Raw genomic sequence first — 20,980 nt, 5'->3', positions numbered from 1 at the left:
TTGATACTAGAACGACACGCCTAACTGTTTACCAGTCCGTTTCCGATACGAAGTGGCGGCTTTCTTATACTTACTCTGAAAAGCATTGTCATCAAAGACAAGACCTTTACTATTCATTTCTTCCAAAATCTGATTCTGTTCACGTATCGTGCTTTGCAACTGCCGCATCTGATACGTGTACTCTGCCATTTTTACGTCCATCTCTCCCTGCATATTCAAGGAGAGAGCATCCATGTCAAGAGATGCAGATTTGAGATTCGGTTTTTTCGGCAAATCGAAGTTTACCGTTGGAGTCTGCAAGGCGAAATTCTTGTTTATGCCTTTTGCCCATCCTTTTACCGCATCATATGTGGAATCAGCGTTATCCGTAATTCCAAGATTGAATCCTTCGACGAAATACGCGCCAATCTGCTTCATCACACGGGATGGAGAATGAACATCTCCGGCATCCTTTACACTGGTTGTAAGTTTTGCAACCAAAGATCTTCCGGCTGCTGCAATACCGCCAAGCAAATCGCTGTCACCTAATCCTCTAATAAAGCCTTGAAGCATATTTTGTCCGACTTCAAGCAAACTGTTTCCTGGTTCATCCTTCGCCTCGTTCGCGCTATCGTGTACCGTCTTTGGCAATGCCTTGGATGCGTCCGATAACTGTTGTGTCAGTCCAGTATCTTTAATACCTTCAATCAGGTTCTGATCTACATCCAGACCTAATTGTTTCAGTTTATTCACCAATGGTCCGCGCTCACTAGCTTCTGCCTTATCAATTTGCTGCAACAGGTTAATGGCGGTTGTTTGTGTCTCTGATTCCTTGCCTGCAATCGCTTTAATCAATTCATCCGGCACATCCAGGCCAAGACCATTAAACAGATTAATCAACTCTGGCTGTTTCAGTTGAACACCATTATTTACCTCCGTCAGCAGACCAATCACCGTGCTTTGAACTCCGGCATTCTGACTGGCGAGGTTTGTAATCAAATCTGACGGAAGTGTGATTCCCAAACTCTTGAACAAACTTTCAAGCTGTGGCTGTGTTGCCTGTACACCAGAAGAAATATTTGCCAACAGTGTTGTTACACTCAACTGAACTTCTGGGGACTTATTGGCAAGAACTCCGATAAACTCATCAGTCATTTGCGGAGCAATCTGTCCAAACAAAGTTTTCAGTTCTTCCGCTGATAACTGTGTCTGCTCCATCATCTTAGAGAACATCCCCTCAATAGCCGTGACTGAAATACTGTCGCTGGTTGCAATTTTCTGGGCGAAATCATCGGTAATCGTGATACCAAGATTCTGGAACTCTGTTTTGAGCCCTTCAATACCAGTTTGAATGGTTTGATTGTTTGTTGCTACTCCTGTAGCCGCGTTTTGATAGGCGGTACTGAAATATTCGATATCTCCATTAACATCTGACAACGCTTGTCTGGTATTTCCCAGTGTTTCCGTTGCTTGGTTAAACGCATCATTTGCTGCCTGGTATTCAGCGTCAATTTTTCTCCATTCTACACCGAACGGATCGTAGGTGGTTGTCATACTACCCTCTCCACCAATTCTGCCAGCTTCTGCCTTTTTCTTATATTCATCAATTTTCTTTTGCGACTCCAAAAGTTTCTTCCTGGCTTCTGTCTGGGCATCAACCGCATCCGCAACTGCTTTTTCGCCCTTAATCTGCTTTTCATAAGACTCTTCCAAAGAACTCATAGCAGCTTTAGCTTGTGCTAACTCTTTCTGCTTATCAATGGTTTTTTGAAGTTCATCACGGTTGACTTCCAAAAGACCTGTTTCCCCGTTAAAGTACTGCTCCAGTTCCGGGTACATCTGAACCAAATCTTTGCTATACTGTTTCATTAAAGAGATGTCTTCTGCGGTCGGGTTAGCCTTGCTATGAAGTGCTTCGTACTTATCTGCCATATCTTCTGCCATTTTGGCTTGTGCTTCTCCAGCAGTTCCAAAATCATCCTTCATCTTTTGCGTGGAATCTCTCAGATCCTCGATACGCTGATTGATGTCTTTTTGGCGGGAATCGAAATTGTTTACCCATTCATCGAGTTCTGGTGTTTCCGATAATCCTTTAAGAAAACCACTCCACAAAGAAACAATACCTGTAATCGCTGCCACTGCTAATCCGGCTGGTCCGAACGCTGTATAAAGCGCAGCACTTGCCAATCCAGCAGCAGTTATAATAGCCATGATGTTTGTGGTCAGATTTCCTGTTCCTGTTGCCAAATTTTCAGCTGCATTATATAAAGTGAAAAATTCTCCGGCGACGGCTCCAATACCTAGTGCATATTGAGCAAAAGTAGACAATTGACTTCCAATTGCTTGTAATGTTGTTGGTAATGCGCCAAGCCAATTTCCACTCTGTACGGAATCTCTAAATGTAGTAAATGCAGTTCTAAGCAAAACCACAACTTTTTCAGCTTTCGGCGCTGCTTCTTTTAACGCCACAATGGCATCTGTACTACCTCCTAAAGCCGTTATAAACAGTTTCGCTTTTCCAACACTATTTCCTAAAGCATTCGCAAATTTCTGAATGTTTCCGGTTTTCAACATCGCCGTTACACCAACCAATGTGAGCAACGCCGTCTGTAATGGTGCTGTTTCAAATGTTCCTTTGTAAAGGTTAAAAGCTGCGTTAATTCCGTTCCAAATTGCCTTTCCGACACTTGCTAGGATTTTGGCATAATCAATACTATTGAGGAATTTTCCGATCTGCTGACCGATCATCTCCCATTTGATTTTTGACAGTGCCTCATTAATTGCTGTCAATAAGCCAAGCGCCCACGTGCTAATCGTATGCCCTAATAATCCAAAATCAAAAGTGGAAAAAAACTGGTTTACGCCTGCCGCTATGGAAGCACCAAAGTTTTTCCAGTCAAATGTAGTTCCGAATGAATCAAGGAAATGCAGTGCTGTATTCAGCGCTCCGGCAATCGTTCGACCTAATGCCCCGAACAAATCTGGAGAAATCAGACCGTTCAAAAAATTTGCCAAACCTTTACCGAAATTCTCCGCGCTCTGATAAACGCTATCCCAATCAATTCCGTTCATAGCATTTGTCAGTGTGGTTCCAATATATTTTCCCAGTTCGTACAGAGAATCAATTTCACTCTTGTATTTCTCCAGAATAGAATCTCTCCGCACCAGTTTGGCATCTGCACCATTAGCGTTTCCGCCACCAGCACCACCGCCACCGCCTTTACCGCCGGATCCGGAACCATCGTCTGATGTCATGTTGTTTACTTCATGCCATGCAGCAATATAGCGATTCAATTTCTTCGCATTATCAGCAGCTTTACCGGTTCCATCTGCCATATCCTCTGCACCAGCACCAGCCGCATCGAAATCATTCGCCAGTCCTCCGGCATCAATTTCTATTGTCCAGCCGAAGATCGCGCCAAGCGCATTTGCCACCGTTTTTGCAAAAGCAATTACCGATTTCATGACACTATTCAATGCTGTAATAAACGGCTTGAATGCATTAACTAAAACGCCACCGACAATTCCGCCTAATTGCTGGAATTGCTGTACTAAAATTCGCGTCTGATTGGCCCACGTACCGCTAGTACGTGCAAAGTCTCCTTGCGCGATGGCCGTATTAGCCATGACATACTGATAACGTAGCATCGTCTTTTGTGCTTGTGTCATCGAAGATATGTTAGCATCAAGACCGTTTTTTAACGCATATTCTTTTAATGTCGTTTGGGTTAAGTCTAGGCCGTATTTTCTTAACGGTTCTGTCTCACCTGAGAATACAGCCTGTAAACTTCTCGCAACTTCTTTCTGAGATACGTTATAAAAAGATGCCATATCCGCTGCTAGCTTAGTCAATTCGATGGACATATCAGACATCTTACCTTGTGCAAATCCCATCGCCATTCCCATTGCCTGGAAACGACCAGAAATTTGTTTCGCAGTCAACTCAGACATGCCGAAGTCCTGGATAGAATGCTGAGTCAGTTCATCAACCTTGCTTGCGTAATCGCCGAATGCGTTATCTACAACGTTCTGAACCTCTGTTAGGTCTGAAGAAATATCGATCGCTTTCTTAAACCCTTGTAATGCCCTAAGCAACATCCAATAAGTCGCATAGAATTTTCCAATCGCACCGGCCAGACCAGAGAAGGATTTCTTAGCCTTGCTAGATGCACTTGGCAATGACAACAAGCCTTTTGACAGATTTCGAGAACTGTTTCCAGCCTTATTACCTGCATTTGCCAAATTTGCCAGAGCCTGTGTCATTTCAAGCACATTTTTGCTGACTTTCGGTGCGGTTGACAATGTTGTCAGCATCTCCTTCAGTGCTTTTGCCAGACTGGTAATATTTCCACTGGCAGCTCTGGTAGCCGTTACTGTTCCAAGCTTTGAAATTCCATTAGCAAGTTCAGTCAATCCCTGTACATCAAACCCACTAAAATCCAATCCCTTTAATTCTGAGGACAGATTTTTGATAGGTGCAATCAGTGCTGGAATATTGGCTGCCGCTTGAGTGACTGTCTTTCTGCCAAGCGTTCCGATCGCCGTCGCGATGTTTCTGATTCCAGTATCATCAAACTGGATTCCATTCAGCATTGCCAAATTGGATGCTAATTGCTGGATCCCGGCTGACGTCTGCCCGATCTCCTGCATTCCAGCCGCGGACGAAATACCATTGGTGGCATTTGCCCCCTGCGCTGACATTCCACTGAGCATGGAAGTGATTCGCTGAATCGTGCTTTCCATCGACGTCAGAGAAGTGATTTCATTTTTCACAGACGCAGAAACGACGCTGCCCTCTTGCTGAAATGCTTTGGTTTTCTCTTTTACTGCACTCGTTACTTCAGAAACTGTAGCTTTGAGATTTCCAAGCTCGGAACTTATTGTATTTTTTCCACCCGCTTGACTAGACAAATCAATACCTTTCATAGTATTTTGAAGCTCTGTTGCGGATCCTGATAACTTTGTAAATGTAGATGATAAATTCGTCAGCTTACGAATATCAATCATATTCACACTGGATGCCAGTTTCTCCAGCGCATTTGACATTCGCTCAATTGATGCGTCCGCTCCCCCTACATCACTGGCTATTTCCAATAATAAAGAATCTATAACATTATCTGCTGCCATTTCTACCTCCATTTGTTTGAGGTCAACAGTTACATTTCATTTCATGTACCGGTAATAAAAAAAGCGGACAAACATTACTGTTCATCCGCCTCTTTCTTTTTATAGCTTCGCGCCATGAAATCCAATTGAAGTAAATATTTCTCCTGCATATCTGCCAATTGTTCCTCATTCAGATTTGAAACATCAACAGGTTTGTTTTGCTCCAATGGATTTTTGGGGTATTTGGCTTTTTTAGAAAAAGCCGCCGCAATGGCATTCATGGTATATGCTCCAATTAGCCACGCTTGATATTCAGTTCTTTCCCACTCGTTTTTGCGACGTTTCCAATATGCATCAATATGCCGTTTAACTGCACCAAATGTCATATGGAAAGCATCTTTTTCGGATAAACCACATTCCAAAGCCGATGGGATTAACTCATTGAGAATTAATTCTCTGAAAGTTTTTTGACTTTGGATGTTGCCCGTCTCTGCGCCCGATTCGGTTTCGGTTCGCTCGATTCTTCCGTGTTCATAGCCTGACTCATGATCTTGTTCAGACCGGTTCGAACGAAAAAATCATCTTCCGCCATCTGATTAAGGCAAATTGTGAATAAATCATAAAAATTTCCAGTACCATCCTCGGAGTGCTCTTGGATATACTGCTTTGCAATTTTCTTGGCGTCATGCATGGAGGATACGGTTCCATCTCCATCCATTCCATGATACTCCTGCAATCCAGCATAAAGCATCAAAATTGCAGTCTGAGGCAATTTCGAAATCTCATTTTTAATTCCCTGCACAGATTCTTTAATCACTTTTTTTCGTGAATCCGGATCGAGTTCTGCAAGAGCATCATCAGCCAAATACGCAGAACCGGAGACTCCGCCCAAAAACTCGATTAATCTATCGATGCAATCGGAACACAAAGAAGCCTCCAGAGTGTATTCAAGATGATAATCCTTACCACCAATAGTTAATGTCTTGTACATAATCAAGATACCTCCCTATCCTTGATTTTATGATCTACACATCTTCTCCATCTGTTGTCGGTTTAATCGCTGTCAACATACCTTTATACTCATCGATTGCCAGAGACAGCTCTGCTACCAGCAATTCATTCTGATCAACCGCAGGCATCGGGATTTTACCGCCCGGCTGAGCAACAATGAAGAATGCCTTAGTAAGATTCGGACTCCAAACAGTAAACCAGGTTCTCTTGTTGGCTGCCAGTCCTTCTGCCGCATCTTCCAACATTTTCTGGTAAATCGTTTCTGTTTCGTTTGTCAAGTTGAACGAAATTGTCCAGTCTCCGCCGGTATCCTGTCTGCCTGCAACATTTCTTGTCTGCTCATCTTCGATGGCAGATGCATCAATTGTCTCTGTACTCAAAGAAATCTCTCCGATAGAGTTACATCTTTGCAGCCATGTATACGCAGTCGGAGCTACACCAGGCGTTGTTTCTACGGCATAACCAGCTCTCATTTTAAGGGTAGAAATACCAGGAATATTTGCTATTGCCATTTAATCTCCTTTCCACCTCATTAATTGTTAGAGGTTAGCGATCACTTCATTTTCAGTGACCGGATTTTTTTTATTTTGTAAACTGTTTCTTTGTTTGATCAATCCATGTTGCCGATGCACCAGATACCATTCCGATCGCGACGGCATTCAGAATATCAGTTGCCGGATAGTTTGGCATGACATACATTCCGACTATTCCCAATATGCCACCAATGGCAGCTACGATAACAGTAATCCACTTATTGTCAATTCCGGATGCCTTAACGCCGAGTCCGATGAAATAGCAAATCGCCACAATGGCAGCTACACTAGCAATTCCAAAATCCATTGTCCTACCTCCTTTCCGTTTAATTGCACGAAAAAAGAGCATTAACATTAATGCCCTTATTCCCTTATACTATTTTAACTTATGTTGTTGTTTTGTAAAAAGTCACATTAAAAGGATTCTCCGCAATAAAGCCTATTGTAACGACTGACAACGCGAACAACCGTCTTGTCCGAACCCTCTATCTGTTCTGGTCCGTATGTTCTCCTAAATCCCATTTCCGTCATAGCTTGATGACTGATATTGTCAATTTCATACGCTTTACTTAATGCCTTTTGCCCTTTAGCATAAGAATCCACTTGAAATGCCGGAATGATTGCCGATTCATTTCCATCTAAATCCCATTTATTCCCAGGTGCACCCATCATATAGATATTAGAATATGGATATTTGTTTGGAATGGCACTCTTTTGCATAGAGCATGTAATGCCCTTTATGCTCTGCATATTTGATAACCATTTTTCAAAAACATCAAGAACAGGATTTTTTACTGTTATCATTAAATTCCACCTCCAAACACTTCCTTGGCAATTTCGTGTATTTTTTGTATAATCTCTACACTAGCTTTATACATTGGCATCGTTGCTTCCGTACCGAAGGATCTAACACTTTCTCCGGTATCAGCTGTATAAAACCATGAATCGTTTTTTCCGTTTCCTTTTCCGTAAGAACCGATTGTATAACCCATTTCCGCACCTTTAGGATTAGGGCTGGTTCCCGGAGAAGTATTGTAATGCACACCGGCACCAAACTCTATAAACAGGATATCTGAGCCCTCGCAAACAAGCGTTGCCTGCGCATAATCTTGGAACGAATTAATTTTTATATATGTGTTGTGTGTTTTATCTGAATCGCCTTGTGCTGCATCCACGTTTTCATTGACAATAGGAATTCCTATTTCCGCTAGCTTCTGCACAAACTCCACATTCTTACTTTTTAACACCTGTCTATATCGTTCCAATTCTTTTTGAGCGTTTCGAATGCTTGATACAGACAGATTAATCTTGATTTTCTTCACGATTTGCTCCTATCTTTTCTATTCCGTATCTGTGAACCAATCCCTTTTCCGCGCCGATACATTTTTTTAAACGGTAATCCGGCAATACTGTTGGTTCTAATGTTTCTTCATCCATTTTTAAAGTTCCATCTTCATTTAATTCTGGTTCTTTGTCTACCCATAACAGCATTCCTTCTTGTGGCTCAAATGAATCCCATCTGTTTTTCCATCGTGTTAAGTATCGATCGTAGTTAGGTACTAAACCGGCAGCTATTTCTTCTGGCGTCCCAGATGTAGAAGATACTGTCATATACCTAATCTCTGGTTTTGAAAAAGTTTTTATCGTATCTATTCCGTTCAATTTTTCAGTTACCATTGAAAAATAAATTTTCTGTTGTTCTCGATTATTACTTCTCACTACGAAACCATCCTTTCTATTATCGTGGGTATATAAAAGATTGCTTTTCCTCCTAGACTCTCATAAACCGATTTGAATATTAAATATCCATAATTGGCAACAATATTGCACACCAGTTCTTCCATGTCAATTACATATTTTGGTTTGGAATATCTATGTATATCACTGATTATATCATATTCCCATAATACTGTATGAGTCATTTCATGAATAAACACAGTAATCAATTCTCTTCCATATAAATCGTTTGAAAGGTAAATCGTATGTTCTGATGGAACAGTAACTCCAAGCGTATAACTTCCCGTTCTATCAATCAATTCTGGATTATATGGACTAACAAATTTCACTTTCCAATCATGATTATTTACCATTAAATATCTGTCCATAGCCCCTCCAATAGCAGAAAAGACCCATGCCACAAAAATGTAACACAGGTCCCTCTTATAACTTACTGCATCTGTTGTACTAATTTAGTTATGTCTGCTTTCATCGTCTGGCGCAATGTAGGATCTGCATCCGACCACATTTCTTTCAGATTTCGAATTACATCATCTGTATATTCCTTTGTGCTATTATCCATCATTCGTTTTGATTCTGCATCTTTGGAATCATGATAATGTCTTCTGTACTCATCGTAACGATCATAAGACTCTCCATATCTGGAATTTTTCTTATCATCTTTTCCTTTGTATGTCAGATAATCATCCATCCACTCATCATCTTGTTTGTACAGATAGGGACGATATCCCATTCTATGGCCTCTGCCTTTTGGGGCAAATCTGCCGTTATCATAGCGATAACGGTCATAGCCCATTCGTTCCATGAAGTCTTCAGAATCTTCTTCATCCATAGCTTCTATGATTCTCATGTCCTTATCGTACTGAGCAAGATCTTTTGCAATATCAACCCACTGTCCATAAATACTCAGGTCCGCCGGTGTGATATTATCCAGCCCTTTAGCCTCAACTTCTCTTTTGACACATTCCGCTATTTGTTTTGCAAATCTATGCATTATCTTACCCCCTTAACAGTCACAGCATTAGTGGCGGATGCCGGTGCTGTGCCATCAATCGATGCCAGCGTATTATTCGGCATACATGACGGATTCCCTAACATCTTAAAGGTTCCTCCGGTCGCGCTCGTCTGTACTACTGTAGCATATCGAGTTCTTGTTCTAACTCCGCACGCTGTGACTTGACGGCAACAACGATTTACCAGAGGATATTGAACTGTCCCGGCGCCAATCTGGAACACAACCGGAGCGCCGATCGTTGCTGTGGTTGGAATTGTCTGACCTAATATAATGCAGTATTTCTGCCCATCGTTATAACTTCCTGCCGGAAGCGTAACAACCAGGTTCCCGTCCGTAAAAGTAATCGCCGTGGAAACAACCAAGTTATCACACATGCGGCAAACATTTCTACAAGCCATATTTTACCTCGCAATCTAAAAAAGAGGCGGAGATACCGCCTCTCTGATATTTGTCAACCATAAAAGGCGATTAGCAACAACCGGTATTAGCTGTGCAGCAATTTCCATAGTATCCATACAGATTGGATGCTGGGTATGCCGGAACCGGTAACGGTGCTGTTCTGCGAAGAATCTCTGCCGTATTCGCAGCCATTGCCGCCTGCAATTCTGCATTCTGGTTAGACTGCGATGCTGCTAGTTTAAGTGACTGGTTCTCTGCCCGAAGATCCGCAGTTTCTTTCTGACACAGATAATCAAGAATTGCTCTCGTTCCTGCATTCTGGTTGTCGATGATATCTCTTGTGTTGTTGTTCATGGTGTTTTGCAAAGCACATGTATTCTGTGCCATATTGAAGTTGACGCCCTGAATTGCTTCGCGTGTTTCACAGCAGCAATTAGATAATTGGGCCTGCAGAGCGTTTGTATTCTGCATTCCGGCTACGGTATCTGCATTGATGGATTGCTGAATTCCGTTGAATCCTTGCAACATTCCCACATTCAAACCGTTAAATCCACTCTGCATTGTGTTGTTTAATGCATAAGTACTGTCACAAATCCCCTGCTGAATACCGCGGATGCCGTTTTGAATGTCATTAAGGGCAAATCCCTCATTTATATCTGATCGTGTCGCCCAGCCCTGGAAACCGGCTCCATTAGTGCCATTGGCACCATTTCCGCCCCAGCCGCCATAGCCGTTTCCCCATCCGCCAAAAATAGCAAAAATCAGGAACAGCCAAATAAACCAGCCGCCATCTCCCCAGCCATTACAGCCATTATCTTTAGAGTTACCTGTTGCGGCAGCAATGTCCGCTAACGAGTATCCGCTTGAAGTCATCATAATTTCAAGCCCCCTTAAATATATTTGTAAATCAAGAGGAATCCTAGGCTTTCCACTCAATCTTACAGCAAAGTTATTTCATGCCAAATTGATTTTTGATCTGAGATAATGCTTTTTCCGGATCGATATGGCGCTCCTCACATAGATTTCTAGCTAATCTCTCTATTCCGGTACTATCTCCATTTTTCATCATTTGTATAGCATTGTTGAGCACAGGATTGTTCCCGGCTTCCTTTTGTAAGATGGTATTTAATGCTTCTTGAGGATTTCCACCACTTCGCATTAATTGGATTAACTGCATAGGATTAATCATTTTTGACCCCCTCCCCTCTGTATGGGTTTGGACGATTCCGTGTGCTGTTGATTATTTTTATTTACCAAATCTTTAATTCCAGATATCTCCTCGAATATATCTTGCCTTAACTGTTCAAACAACGTATTTAGCGTTTCTTCATTTATTCCAGTATTGAGTTGTTCCGATTTATTTTGAGACTCTGGTTGCATCAATCGATATACGCAAATCTGACTTTTCCCATCTGCCTGCAACTGCTTTCTGTATATTTCAGTCCCATCAGATTTTGGATACCAGACTGGATTCCCACTCATATCAACGTCTTTTGCCTTTACCGCATCGATTCCATCGACAATCTGCCCAGAAAGGAACTGATTCTGCTGATTCACTTGCTGTTGTATGGGAACGTACTGCATCTGTGGTTGGTAATTATTGTTTGGTAATTGGGACAATCTTTCCTGATATGGATTGATTGGATTCTGATATGTAGGATATGCCATATTAGGCCATGTTGGATAAGGTTGCACCTATCTTTCCTCCCTTCTTCCTACCTCTATTATACTTAACCAGATAGGAAGAAAACAGGACAGAATATAGACACTTTATGGACATGATTTGAAAATTACTTTTCGAATTTTGTTTTTGATTTTTATGTTTATTCTATAAGCAGTTTTAGACGATATATTCATTCGTTCTGCTGACTGTTCAAGGGTAAAATTTTGAGCTCTTAATAGAAAAAGTTCGTTCTCATCGGGTGTAAAATTGCATTCACTTTCTAGCACTTCTATCTCTGATTTTGTGAAGTCACTAATATTCATTCTCTTGTTACCCATAAAATCCATTCCTCCCTATATGGATCTTATCCGGGGAACGTTCCACCTTTGAGAAAATAGGCGACTACTGCGCCTATAACGGCTCCGATAATGCCAGTAATGGCCGATTCGTATCGTTTGCTTGGCACTGACATTAAGGATTTTACATTATTATTTACTTCATCCACAGCATCTCGAATATGCTGTAAATCATTGGATACGACATCCATACGACGTTCCAATTCTTCAATTCTGGAGTAAAACTTTTCATGCTCCTGACTGATTTTTTTCTTTAAATCCCGAAAGTCATTTTCAAGGGATTCGATTCGATGTATATTTACGCATTCTGATTCACATCCCATCGCCATACCTCTTGGGCCCTTTCTCTCCCGTAAGACTATACTTCTCCCCACCACCGCGCGAAGTATCCCTGCAACACAACGGGAGGAATTGTGTCACGCACCGTCTGTGTTATAAAATTTTTGCAACCGGGATGATTCCTCGAAGATAACTTGCTGGCGTTCCAGCACTGTTATATGAAACCGATACTCCAGATTCAGAATAACTCATAACACCTTCTTTGCCCTGCTTATCATAGTGATACTGGGCGATTTTTCTGATTTTACTTTTGTATCTTTTCATTGCTACGTTTTTTGCAATATCTTCATCTTCCTCATTTGTGAAACCAAATGGGAACATTTCCTGGACAACATCATCAATTGCATCATCGATCAGCATAAGCAAAAAAGAATCCTGCTCTGGAATATAATCGTGTCCAATATATTCAATTAATTCTCTCAAAATTTGTTCTTTCAAGCCTATACCTCCATCATTTATTTTTTCGACGGTCTGCCTCTTTTTGCTGCCGGGGCAGGTGTCTCAATATCTCCATCGTTAGAAGAAAACGGAGAAACTGTGCTCTCCGCCTTAACCTCATCATCTGGAACCATCTCTCCGGCCGCATAGTAAATACCATCGTGTTTTACAACGTGATCGTATGTCATGCAATGCCTCCTTATTCCTTTACTTTCAGAACATAGATGCTGTCCATGCCCTCAAAGGACGGCAGTGCAATCATAGACGCTGTAGTGAAATACTCTACCGGCGGTCCGTAGATGGTTTTTGTTGCAACTGCGATTCCGCTGTCCAGTACAGTTACATCTACATCAGCATTTCCTCTCAGGGTTCTCTCTTCCGGAGTTACGCCAGCCCAAGTATTACCAAGCGTACCATCACCAATGATTGTTACGTAATCATCTGGGAAGAATCCTTTCTTGGTTCCGTCAAAATCCTGGTATTTCTTATCGTACAAAACCGGAATAAGACCTGTCTGCAACCGAAATACTTCTTTTGCCTTTGCCTGAGACATGAAGTCTACATTGACACCAGATGTGGTGATAAATGCATTCTTCATTTGTTTGCTCTTGATTAAGTAATTGAATGTCTTACTTGTCATAAGAGCATATCTCGGTGCTTCTCCGATACTTGTCAAGTAATCATAACCATTCTGAATGTCATCCAGAGGAGCAGCGCTATCTGCTTTATCCCATGTACTCGTTCCGCTCAGAGATGCATAGTGCTCGCCCTTCCAAGAAGAATCCTCATCGTAGTTGTACGCATAAATGGTATTGTCAGCTGCGCCAATGGTGATTTTCATTGCTCCATCAAGCGGTGCCAACAAGCTCATTCTCATCTTTTCCATAGAAATTTCAGCACCGTTTACCAAGCTATTTACATCATCATAAATGTGGTTTAAAACCTCGTCGATATACGGATCATTGGAATCCTGCGCTCTCTGAATGTCCATCAGATCACGTTCATCAATCTTCATGGACTCACGGAAGATCGGCATCTCCTCTGTTCTGATTTGGAAACCTCCACGGGTTCTAATGGTTGCCATGCTGTCCAATGCAGACGGTTTCAATGCAACGCCCAACCCCTTGTGCGCTTTGATCCATTTCAGGTCTATACCATTTTTCTTTCTAACCGGGAACCATGTAGTACCCAGGAAAGGAATCGCATTACTTGCTTCTTCTGTTCTACGAAATGCAACAGCAGCCGTAGAGAAAACATCTGTTAAATTCATAAAACTCCTTTCTTCCCCTTAACTATTTGGGGTTAGCGAATGTTATATTCGGTGTAATTAATTATGATTGAGCTGCCGGGATAGTTCCAACAATCGGTGTAGCAGCCTCTTCAAAAACAATGCGGCATCCGGCATTTACCAGTGCAGCTACAAGCGCAGCATCATAGGTTAATCCACTGTTTTCCTGTGCTCTTTTTGTATGGATATATGCTTTTTTAAGCACTGCCGCCTGCGGTCTACTCTCATATACATCATGACGCAGAAGACCAATTGCGCCCGTCCACGGTGTAGCAGATACCGGTCTGCCATCTTTGTCTACCGGTGTACCTGCCGGAACAATTTTTTCTCCATTGTCCGCAGTTTTTACCACTGACGTAAAATCAACGGTCATTGCCGTAGCTTCGCATTCTTTACGATTTAACACTTCTTTCTCCAAACCGACAGAAATGTTTTTTACTTTCATATCGCCTCTTGCCATCGTTAAACCTCCTTATTGGTTTTACATATAATGTTTAATAATATCTGCATTGGCTGTTTTTTTAGATGAACCAGCGGATAACTGCTTTGCTTTCTGCATTGCAAGAGATTCACTTCCATCTCCATGACCAGCAGAGAAATCTTTACGGGACGCTACAAATTCCTGCTCCCAAGCAGCCTTTAATGCTTTAATATGAGTTCCAATAGCTGAAAAAATCTTATCAGCATCCTGTTCCGTAATGGCTTGTGCAAGCTCTCTTGCCTCATCTTTTGCCATCCCGATCTCCTGACTCATACATCTTTCCGTGTACTCTCCAATCTGAAGCTTGTTTTCCAGCTCTTTAATCCGATTCTCACGTTCTTGCTCATGCTCTTGTTTGGCCTGCTGCTCTGCTTCCTCGGCTGTCATTTTGGCTCTTAATTGCTTTTTGAAGTTTGCCGCTTCTGTAGATGCGGTATTCTTTTCATTCTGCAATTTGGCACTTCTGGCTCTTTCTTCTGCCAACTGTGCCATCAATTCTTCTACAGTCGGCTGTTTGTCGCCATCGCCTTCGCCACCACCACTACCATCATCGCCATCACCTACACCAGAATTTCCACCATCAGCACCAGTGCCGCCACCATCAGCAAAAATCTGTAAGTGCATTGGAAACTTGTTACGTGTCTCGGAATTAAAAGTTCTACTGATTCTATTCAGCTTCATAATAAAAACCACCTTTCTAAATTAGCTCTGTTTAAGCACATTTCTCTTGTGCCGACTCTTTAACGCCTTGTCGCAGGCGTTCGCTCCTTAAGGTTCTTCTCCAACCATTTATATAAAACGTCCAGTTCCCCGAACGTTATTTTTATTACATGTATTTGATTGAGCATCGGCAGTTCACAATCTGACTTGCACTTGCTCCATATGAAGTGTCTTTAGGATAATCCATGACGGAATCTCCTACCAAAAACGGCTCTGTAATTGGCTTAATGGTACCGCCGACTTCACGGTGATCCTTCCGCTCTCTTTTGTCCCGGATATCAACCCATTTCTTTAAAGTGAATCCAGCAGCTATCGCATCCATGAAATCTTGATGATTCAAAGATGTATTTGATTCGTTCTCTGCCATATATTTAGCTCGGTCTGGAGAAACATAATACGGATCATCTGGATTGTTCTGCGTTGCTTCAATGAAATCATACGATAATGACTGAATGTAATTTTCCATATAGTCATCCAATGCTACTGCACCAGCTATAGCACTACGATATTGATAAATGAATTGAGAACGCACAAATTCAAAATCTACAGTCCCATATTCTTGCATTGAAAACAGAAGTGCAATTACAATTAAAAAGCTCTCTTCCATCTTCTTTGCAAGTTCTATTCTCTTTTTCTTATCTTCTTCGGATAAATCCATGTCTCCGAAATATTTTTCAAAATCAATGCTTCGCTTATTTTCAACAAAATCGTTGACTTCGTCAAAATTTCTAATTCCAATCACAAGGCATCCCTCCTTTACGACTGAACTTTACTATCATCAGTATTCATTCCGTCAATAATGGGAGAATTTCCAGTCTGATTGATTGGATCGCCCGAAGTATTAAAATTATGTTCCTGAGATGCATCAGAAGCAGATCCTCTACTCTTCATATTCTCTTGGAGAGCATCTAACATATCCTTGGAATCCAGATATACTTGCTCAGTATCCTCGAACGCATCCACCATTTTAAGAATATGTCGCGGATGTATTCCGGCATTGAAATATGTCGCAAACGTATTCGCCTTAACACTCATGTCTGTGTTTTTCTTGCGCGTGAAGTGCAAATCGATATCACTGGTATGAATCAATCGAATTGGCGCATCCATCGGAAGTTTTCTTTCTGGCACTTTAGCAATCGCTTTCAAAATCAGTGATAATTCTTCACGTTTACCATGTGCGATCATCTGTTGCTCACGAACCGCATCCAGTTCTGTGGCACTCCAGCCTGCTGACATATCTGTGGCGCTTCCTGTTGAACCACCACCAGAATTGTCATATTGAAGAGGGATCTTACAATCTTGCAGAATTTCTGTTCTGGTAGTCTGAATAGCATTCAATGTACTAGAACCATCAAACGTACTGGAAAGCGGTTGTATCTTAGATACTTTTCCATCGTCAGAAAAGGTGCACACCCATTCTCCACTCTTAGGACTTCTGCTTTTTCCGTCTTTATCTATAAACGATACGTTATCAGCCCACCATATTTCCTGTGTGCGTTGTGCTACATCATTGGTGAAATCCGAAAGCAGAACATTCAGTGCATCCATTCTGGCTATTTCTCGTTCAAAACATCCAGTGCGGTCGAAAGCACGTTCATACTCAACAATCGGTATTTTCTCAAGCGGATTTTTTTCTTCGCTAACAATTTCTCCGTTTTCTACTTCAAATCTGCTCTTATCTGTATAGCAGGTAAAGTATTCCGAACCATCACGGCAGGAAAAACTCACACCTAATACTTTTTTTTGACCAGGGCCATCATAATAAACCACAAAAGCATACTGTGAATCCAATGTATATAAATCCACCAGAGAACCATCGTCCCAATCATCCGTCTTGATATCAACCATTCGATGACCAATACCACACACTTCAACAAATTCTGCCATGCACTGATCTAGCCATCCAATGTTTTCCCCGTTGATTAGAGTTTCATTCAAGGCAGAAATTCCAGAATCGTCTGTACTGGAATCTGTATCGTGCAACTCTTTATTACCGCGCTGCACCATCGTAACCGGGTTTCCCCAGTTATACGCGATTTTGAACTCTTTCACATAATTCGCCAAATTTGCATGTACTCGGATGTCGATATCTGGACGTATTGTTTTTGGACGAACAAGAGGCTGTTTTCCACGTTCATACTCAATCAGGAACTTCATCTCTTTGACATTTTCTCTGTGGATATTCATTGCTTTATCCAATACTTCCAAAAGATTGTTTCTATCTATATTCTTATACCTGCTATAAATTCTTTTTCGCCCAATCAACTGTCTTGGCCTACCATTGATGGCAATTACTTTCTCTTCTGATTCCATGCAAAACACACCTCCCTTCTATTCAAAAAGAAAAGCGCCTGGAATTCTCCAAACGCTCTAAATACATTTTTACGATATTATTGTACAATAGTTATATGTATGCTAAAAAGTCACTTTTTTCGAACATTTAATAAAGCAAGAAAATATCTTCTCCTATCATTCATCGCACTCTGTGAGCAAGGAACTCCCATCACTCCACGCAAATAGGCATACGAACAATCACGGTCACAAACGAACTTAATGATAAATTTCCATAAGTCTGCATCTACTTCTTTTGCCGTATTTTCAATCAAATCAATCTTTTTCTGTAAAGCCTCGTGTCTCATTGCAAGATCCGCCGTTGGATCGCTTTTATTATTGGTCTTTGAAAACGGCATTCCGTTGAATCCTGTACTATGAACAGTATCTTTATTATACAGTAATTCATCTTTCCATTCCTGATACTGTTCACAAAAAGCAACCAATTCTCTCCTACGTGCCGGTGTCATGTTGTAATCTTTATAAGTGAATTTTCGTTTATTCATGATACCTCCTAAAATGGACTTGTCATAATTCTGGTTCGTGAAACTCCACTGCCCTTATTCAAAAATACTGCTAATGCCGCCAATGAGTCCGGTGCATCATCATGCTTATTTTTACCAGTGATTGTAAAACTGTAAACTTGATTAAGAAACTTTCGATATTCTTTTGATTGACAACCTGAATCTCGAAAATAAAAGCTCCGAATAGCTTGTGCATTATCCCATATTCTTTGTTCCTTTCGTTGCGATGTTTTTTTTCCTCCTTTTCCGGCATTGACGATCATCTGTTGTGCAAATCTGGAAATCAAATTGATTTGAACTCCACGTTCTTTCAGCATTCCATTTATATCATCCTTGTAACCTTCGCCACCATTATTCGCCTCAAAAAAGGCATTCGACACATGATTCCTGATTAACGCATCCAAGACTTTCGGCTGTGTAATCATCTTTTCGCTGCTATCAAACACAACGTCATGAATGTAAACCGAACCATCTTCATATACATAAGCAATTGGCATGGAAAGATAGTCTGTTCCGCCCAAAGCCACATCACACGCAGCGACCACTTTCAGCGGTGCCACATCAGGCAACACACCATTGTAAAAATTCATATGCTCTGGGTTAAATACCGCGCCATCACGTTCAATCGGTTCCTGCTGACATTGTGCGAACCACGATGCCATATCGTCATTTTCTTCAAATTTCGCACGTTCAATTCGATAATATTTCGTACTGAACCCGACATTATAATCATAATCAAAGTTGGATTCATCTGTTTCTGGGTCTAGCGCCGGTATCTTTAAAACTTCCCATCTGATTCCTTTTGCCTCTGGATTGTTCTCCAGAAATCCCATACGATTCATATAGATATCATGCAGACTCCAAATAGTTCCGTTATAAAGGACCTTGCATTTCTCTTTTTTACGTTTCATAAGGTTGTTATCAAACAACATCTGCTTTCGTGCTAAAACATCCGGACTCAAAACATCCTCAATACCTGCCAAAATATCATCTGCTACCAGCCATCCGGTCGCATCGTACAAACCGTTCAAACCAGATGTCAGACCTTTTCCAGACAATGACTTGTATTTCTTCTTGCGCTCCAAATCAACGGTATTAGCTTTAGCATCAGTGGATACGATTCTGGCATTCGGGAAAACATCTGTATGCAAATAAATCGGATCCGTCCATATCTCCTTCACACCATCAAGGAATGCTCCTCCGGCATCCTCTTTATATGAACAGTAAAGATTACTCAGCTCTGTATTTCGGCAGCAATGCCATGCCATTCCAAGTGTGATTATCTGCGTATTATGTGTTGGAACCATTGTTTTCCCAACCAAATACAAACCATCACTATTTGAAACCGTAATGCAGTTGCCTTGTTTTGGAATGCTTCTTGTGATTGATTTGATAGAAATCCTATGTTTCTTTGAAAATTCTTTTAGTTTCTTTCGTTCGATTGTACATGGTATTTCAATTGTTGGATTAAATCCAATGGTATATACTGCATTTCTACCAATTACACCACTGCTTGATATTTTCGGTTCTTCCTTTTTTATAGATGCTCTCCATCCAAACGTGGATATTAAAGAAACAAAGTCGTTTTTTAACGTTTCATTTGCGGTTGAAAACTGATATCTTCTTTCTTTTCTAATCAAACATCCATCCGTGTCCAGCAAGCCCGCCAAAAGTTCCAGTCGCTGCTTTACAGAAGCACATAAATATTCTTTCGGTATGTGTTTATTACAAATTTTCGTATAATAACACATATCATAAGTTCTTAAATCGTCTACCAGTTCCCTGCCAAATACTGTTGTTATTACCCCTGTCGTTTTATGAACGTATTGATGTTTTATTGGATATCCATACTTTACAATTTTATCGACAATAGCAGAATCCGATTGAGGCCCAGAAATGGCAGGCTTTTTATTGGTTCCATCACCCAACCAGGCCCCTAAAACATACGGATGTACTTTTAGTTGCATTTCCGTTCCTGCCATTATCGGCTTTTGAGGAAGATAAAATCTATATCTATCATTAAATCGTTCTTTTCCTATTAAGTTTTGAGTTTCTTCTGTTTCCCAGACACCTCTTTTTTTGTCATAGACAGTCCATTCGTGTCTAAAGTGGCATTCAATCTTTGTGCCATCGGACAATTCCACTGTATGAGTTGTATGATATTTAGGATGAACGCAAATCACTGTAGTAAACTTTCCATCGCTACCAATGACTTGATCTCCTAATTTTAATTCTCCGTGAGTTTTCCATCCACTCTTTGTAAACACTGGCGTATCATCGGCTAATAGCTTACCAACACGCGCCGGCATGTGAATAAATCCCTCATCCAGCTGATCATCTTCCAGTCGTTGAAGCAGATTGACAACCTTTATCAATGTCTTGCGTCTAGGCTGATAAAAGCGTTCCTGGGGTTTTCTATCCTTTTCAACATACAAAGCATAAGAATCCAACAGATCTGGAGCTTCAAATAAAAGCAACTGCCAGTACAAATCATCAAAATTTCCACTTCCTGTTTGTGCTGCCCTATAAGCCGCCATCTGATGCAAATATTGACTGATTTTCAACGCACAGTCTTTAACATCCTTATGTTCAGCGAATACATAATCGCTACGCATATTCAAAATAAGCTGAAACAAATCTTCCTGGCTTTGATAATCTTTCAAACCACATTTCATAATCCGGTCCGCAATGTATTTATACCATTCAAGACTGCCCTCTATTAATTTTGACATATAAAAAGAACCACGCTCCCCCTTTATCAAAAAGTGAAGTCATGGCTCTCTAAATATTGGCTCTCTTGACTAACTATCCATTATTCTGTTAATGATTGGCATAGTGAAACAAAATCGTTTCTACTCAAATTTTTCAATTGCTTACTTGCCAATTCGTGTGTGTATACTGGTCTCCCCATCAACTTGTATGCGTACTGATAGACATACTTCCTATCCTCTCCCGTCAGCATACAAATTCCCGTATAGGCTTCCACAATAGCTGCTTCCTGTTTTGTCATTTGGATAAATTCCCCCATTCCAACAAACCATTGAAATCTATTAAATCTGT

General features: G+C 41.1%; 25 protein-coding genes. All 25 read right to left on the bottom strand.

From position 1 onward, the window contains the following. Positions 1 to 6: 6 nt before the first annotated feature. On the bottom strand, positions 7 to 5,106 hold the full coding sequence (locus tag DW931_RS07400; protein WP_118626939.1) for a hypothetical protein: 5,100 nt from the start codon (positions 5,104 to 5,106) through the stop codon (positions 7 to 9). Between the two features lie 74 nt (positions 5,107 to 5,180). Beyond that, positions 5,181 to 5,471 carry a hypothetical protein gene (locus DW931_RS07395; RefSeq protein WP_118482447.1) on the bottom strand — a complete coding sequence of 97 codons (291 nt, stop codon included), beginning with the start codon at positions 5,469 to 5,471 and terminating at the stop codon, positions 5,181 to 5,183. A gap of 62 nt (positions 5,472 to 5,533) precedes the next feature. After that, a complete protein-coding gene (locus DW931_RS07390) occupies positions 5,534 to 6,076 on the bottom strand; it encodes a hypothetical protein (RefSeq protein WP_118482446.1) in 543 nt (180 codons plus the stop codon). 34 nt (positions 6,077 to 6,110) lie between these two features. Then, positions 6,111 to 6,608, bottom strand: a complete 498-nt coding sequence (locus DW931_RS07385) for a hypothetical protein (protein ID WP_147353579.1) — start codon at positions 6,606 to 6,608, stop codon at positions 6,111 to 6,113. A 70-nt stretch (positions 6,609 to 6,678) separates the two neighbouring features. Further along, positions 6,679 to 6,936 carry a phage holin family protein gene (locus DW931_RS07380; protein ID WP_118482444.1) on the bottom strand — a complete coding sequence of 86 codons (258 nt, stop codon included), beginning with the start codon at positions 6,934 to 6,936 and terminating at the stop codon, positions 6,679 to 6,681. Between the two features lie 107 nt (positions 6,937 to 7,043). After that, positions 7,044 to 7,433, bottom strand: a complete 390-nt coding sequence (locus DW931_RS07375) for a hypothetical protein (protein WP_118482443.1) — start codon at positions 7,431 to 7,433, stop codon at positions 7,044 to 7,046. Next, the gene (locus DW931_RS07370; RefSeq protein ID WP_118482442.1) at positions 7,433 to 7,951 is read right to left on the bottom strand and encodes a hypothetical protein; all 519 of its coding nucleotides are present in this window, start codon (positions 7,949 to 7,951) and stop codon (positions 7,433 to 7,435) included. Before DW931_RS07370 ends, DW931_RS07375 begins: the two co-directional genes overlap by 1 nt. Then, positions 7,932 to 8,348, bottom strand: a complete 417-nt coding sequence (locus DW931_RS07365) for a hypothetical protein (RefSeq protein ID WP_118482441.1) — start codon at positions 8,346 to 8,348, stop codon at positions 7,932 to 7,934. The genes DW931_RS07370 and DW931_RS07365 overlap by 20 nt, the downstream gene beginning before the upstream one ends. Next, a complete protein-coding gene (locus DW931_RS07360) occupies positions 8,348 to 8,734 on the bottom strand; it encodes a hypothetical protein (protein ID WP_118482440.1) in 387 nt (128 codons plus the stop codon). Before DW931_RS07360 ends, DW931_RS07365 begins: the two co-directional genes overlap by 1 nt. A 62-nt stretch (positions 8,735 to 8,796) precedes the next feature. Next, on the bottom strand, positions 8,797 to 9,360 hold the full coding sequence (locus DW931_RS07355; protein WP_118482439.1) for a hypothetical protein: 564 nt from the start codon (positions 9,358 to 9,360) through the stop codon (positions 8,797 to 8,799). Next, the gene (locus tag DW931_RS15765) at positions 9,360 to 9,779 is read right to left on the bottom strand and encodes a hypothetical protein (protein ID WP_147353578.1); all 420 of its coding nucleotides are present in this window, start codon (positions 9,777 to 9,779) and stop codon (positions 9,360 to 9,362) included. Before DW931_RS15765 ends, DW931_RS07355 begins: the two co-directional genes overlap by 1 nt. Before the next feature lie 70 nt (positions 9,780 to 9,849). Further along, positions 9,850 to 10,656: a hypothetical protein gene (locus tag DW931_RS07350; RefSeq protein ID WP_118482438.1), complete on the bottom strand. Its 807-nt coding sequence runs from the start codon at positions 10,654 to 10,656 to the stop codon at positions 9,850 to 9,852. A 73-nt stretch (positions 10,657 to 10,729) separates the two neighbouring features. Next, positions 10,730 to 10,969: a hypothetical protein gene (locus tag DW931_RS07345; RefSeq protein ID WP_118482437.1), complete on the bottom strand. Its 240-nt coding sequence runs from the start codon at positions 10,967 to 10,969 to the stop codon at positions 10,730 to 10,732. Beyond that, complete coding sequence (locus DW931_RS07340) at positions 10,966 to 11,448, bottom strand: hypothetical protein (RefSeq protein WP_147353621.1); 483 nt, start codon at positions 11,446 to 11,448, stop codon at positions 10,966 to 10,968. Before DW931_RS07340 ends, DW931_RS07345 begins: the two co-directional genes overlap by 4 nt. Positions 11,449 to 11,550: 102 nt before the next feature. Continuing rightward, on the bottom strand, positions 11,551 to 11,781 hold the full coding sequence (locus DW931_RS07335; protein ID WP_118482435.1) for a hypothetical protein: 231 nt from the start codon (positions 11,779 to 11,781) through the stop codon (positions 11,551 to 11,553). 26 nt (positions 11,782 to 11,807) lie between these two features. After that, the gene (locus tag DW931_RS07330) at positions 11,808 to 12,122 is read right to left on the bottom strand and encodes a hypothetical protein (protein ID WP_118482434.1); all 315 of its coding nucleotides are present in this window, start codon (positions 12,120 to 12,122) and stop codon (positions 11,808 to 11,810) included. A gap of 109 nt (positions 12,123 to 12,231) precedes the next feature. After that, a complete protein-coding gene (locus tag DW931_RS07325) occupies positions 12,232 to 12,576 on the bottom strand; it encodes a phage head-tail connector protein (protein ID WP_118482433.1) in 345 nt (114 codons plus the stop codon). 17 nt (positions 12,577 to 12,593) lie between these two features. After that, positions 12,594 to 12,764 carry a hypothetical protein gene (locus tag DW931_RS15915; protein ID WP_182429171.1) on the bottom strand — a complete coding sequence of 57 codons (171 nt, stop codon included), beginning with the start codon at positions 12,762 to 12,764 and terminating at the stop codon, positions 12,594 to 12,596. Between the two features lie 11 nt (positions 12,765 to 12,775). Beyond that, complete coding sequence (locus tag DW931_RS07320) at positions 12,776 to 13,846, bottom strand: major capsid protein (RefSeq protein WP_118482432.1); 1,071 nt, start codon at positions 13,844 to 13,846, stop codon at positions 12,776 to 12,778. A gap of 61 nt (positions 13,847 to 13,907) precedes the next feature. After that, the gene (locus DW931_RS07315; RefSeq protein WP_118482431.1) at positions 13,908 to 14,324 is read right to left on the bottom strand and encodes a hypothetical protein; all 417 of its coding nucleotides are present in this window, start codon (positions 14,322 to 14,324) and stop codon (positions 13,908 to 13,910) included. 21 nt (positions 14,325 to 14,345) lie between these two features. Next, positions 14,346 to 15,026, bottom strand: a complete 681-nt coding sequence (locus DW931_RS07310) for a hypothetical protein (protein WP_118482430.1) — start codon at positions 15,024 to 15,026, stop codon at positions 14,346 to 14,348. 145 nt (positions 15,027 to 15,171) lie between these two features. Further along, positions 15,172 to 15,807, bottom strand: a complete 636-nt coding sequence (locus tag DW931_RS07305) for a hypothetical protein (protein WP_118482429.1) — start codon at positions 15,805 to 15,807, stop codon at positions 15,172 to 15,174. A gap of 14 nt (positions 15,808 to 15,821) precedes the next feature. Continuing rightward, positions 15,822 to 17,378, bottom strand: a complete 1,557-nt coding sequence (locus DW931_RS07300; protein WP_118482428.1) for a phage portal protein — start codon at positions 17,376 to 17,378, stop codon at positions 15,822 to 15,824. 110 nt (positions 17,379 to 17,488) lie between these two features. Beyond that, the gene (locus DW931_RS07295) at positions 17,489 to 17,902 is read right to left on the bottom strand and encodes a hypothetical protein (RefSeq protein WP_118482427.1); all 414 of its coding nucleotides are present in this window, start codon (positions 17,900 to 17,902) and stop codon (positions 17,489 to 17,491) included. An 8-nt stretch (positions 17,903 to 17,910) separates the two neighbouring features. Then, a complete protein-coding gene (locus DW931_RS16205) occupies positions 17,911 to 20,652 on the bottom strand; it encodes an LAGLIDADG family homing endonuclease (RefSeq protein ID WP_243034119.1) in 2,742 nt (913 codons plus the stop codon). Between the last annotated feature and the right edge of the window lie 328 nt (positions 20,653 to 20,980).

Source organism: Clostridium sp. AM43-3BH (assembly GCF_003479985.1).
Lineage (GTDB): Bacteria > Bacillota > Clostridia > Lachnospirales > Lachnospiraceae > Otoolea > Otoolea fessa.
Note: the sequence above shows the minus strand (reverse complement) of the source record. Positions and strands in the feature narration are given on the sequence as shown.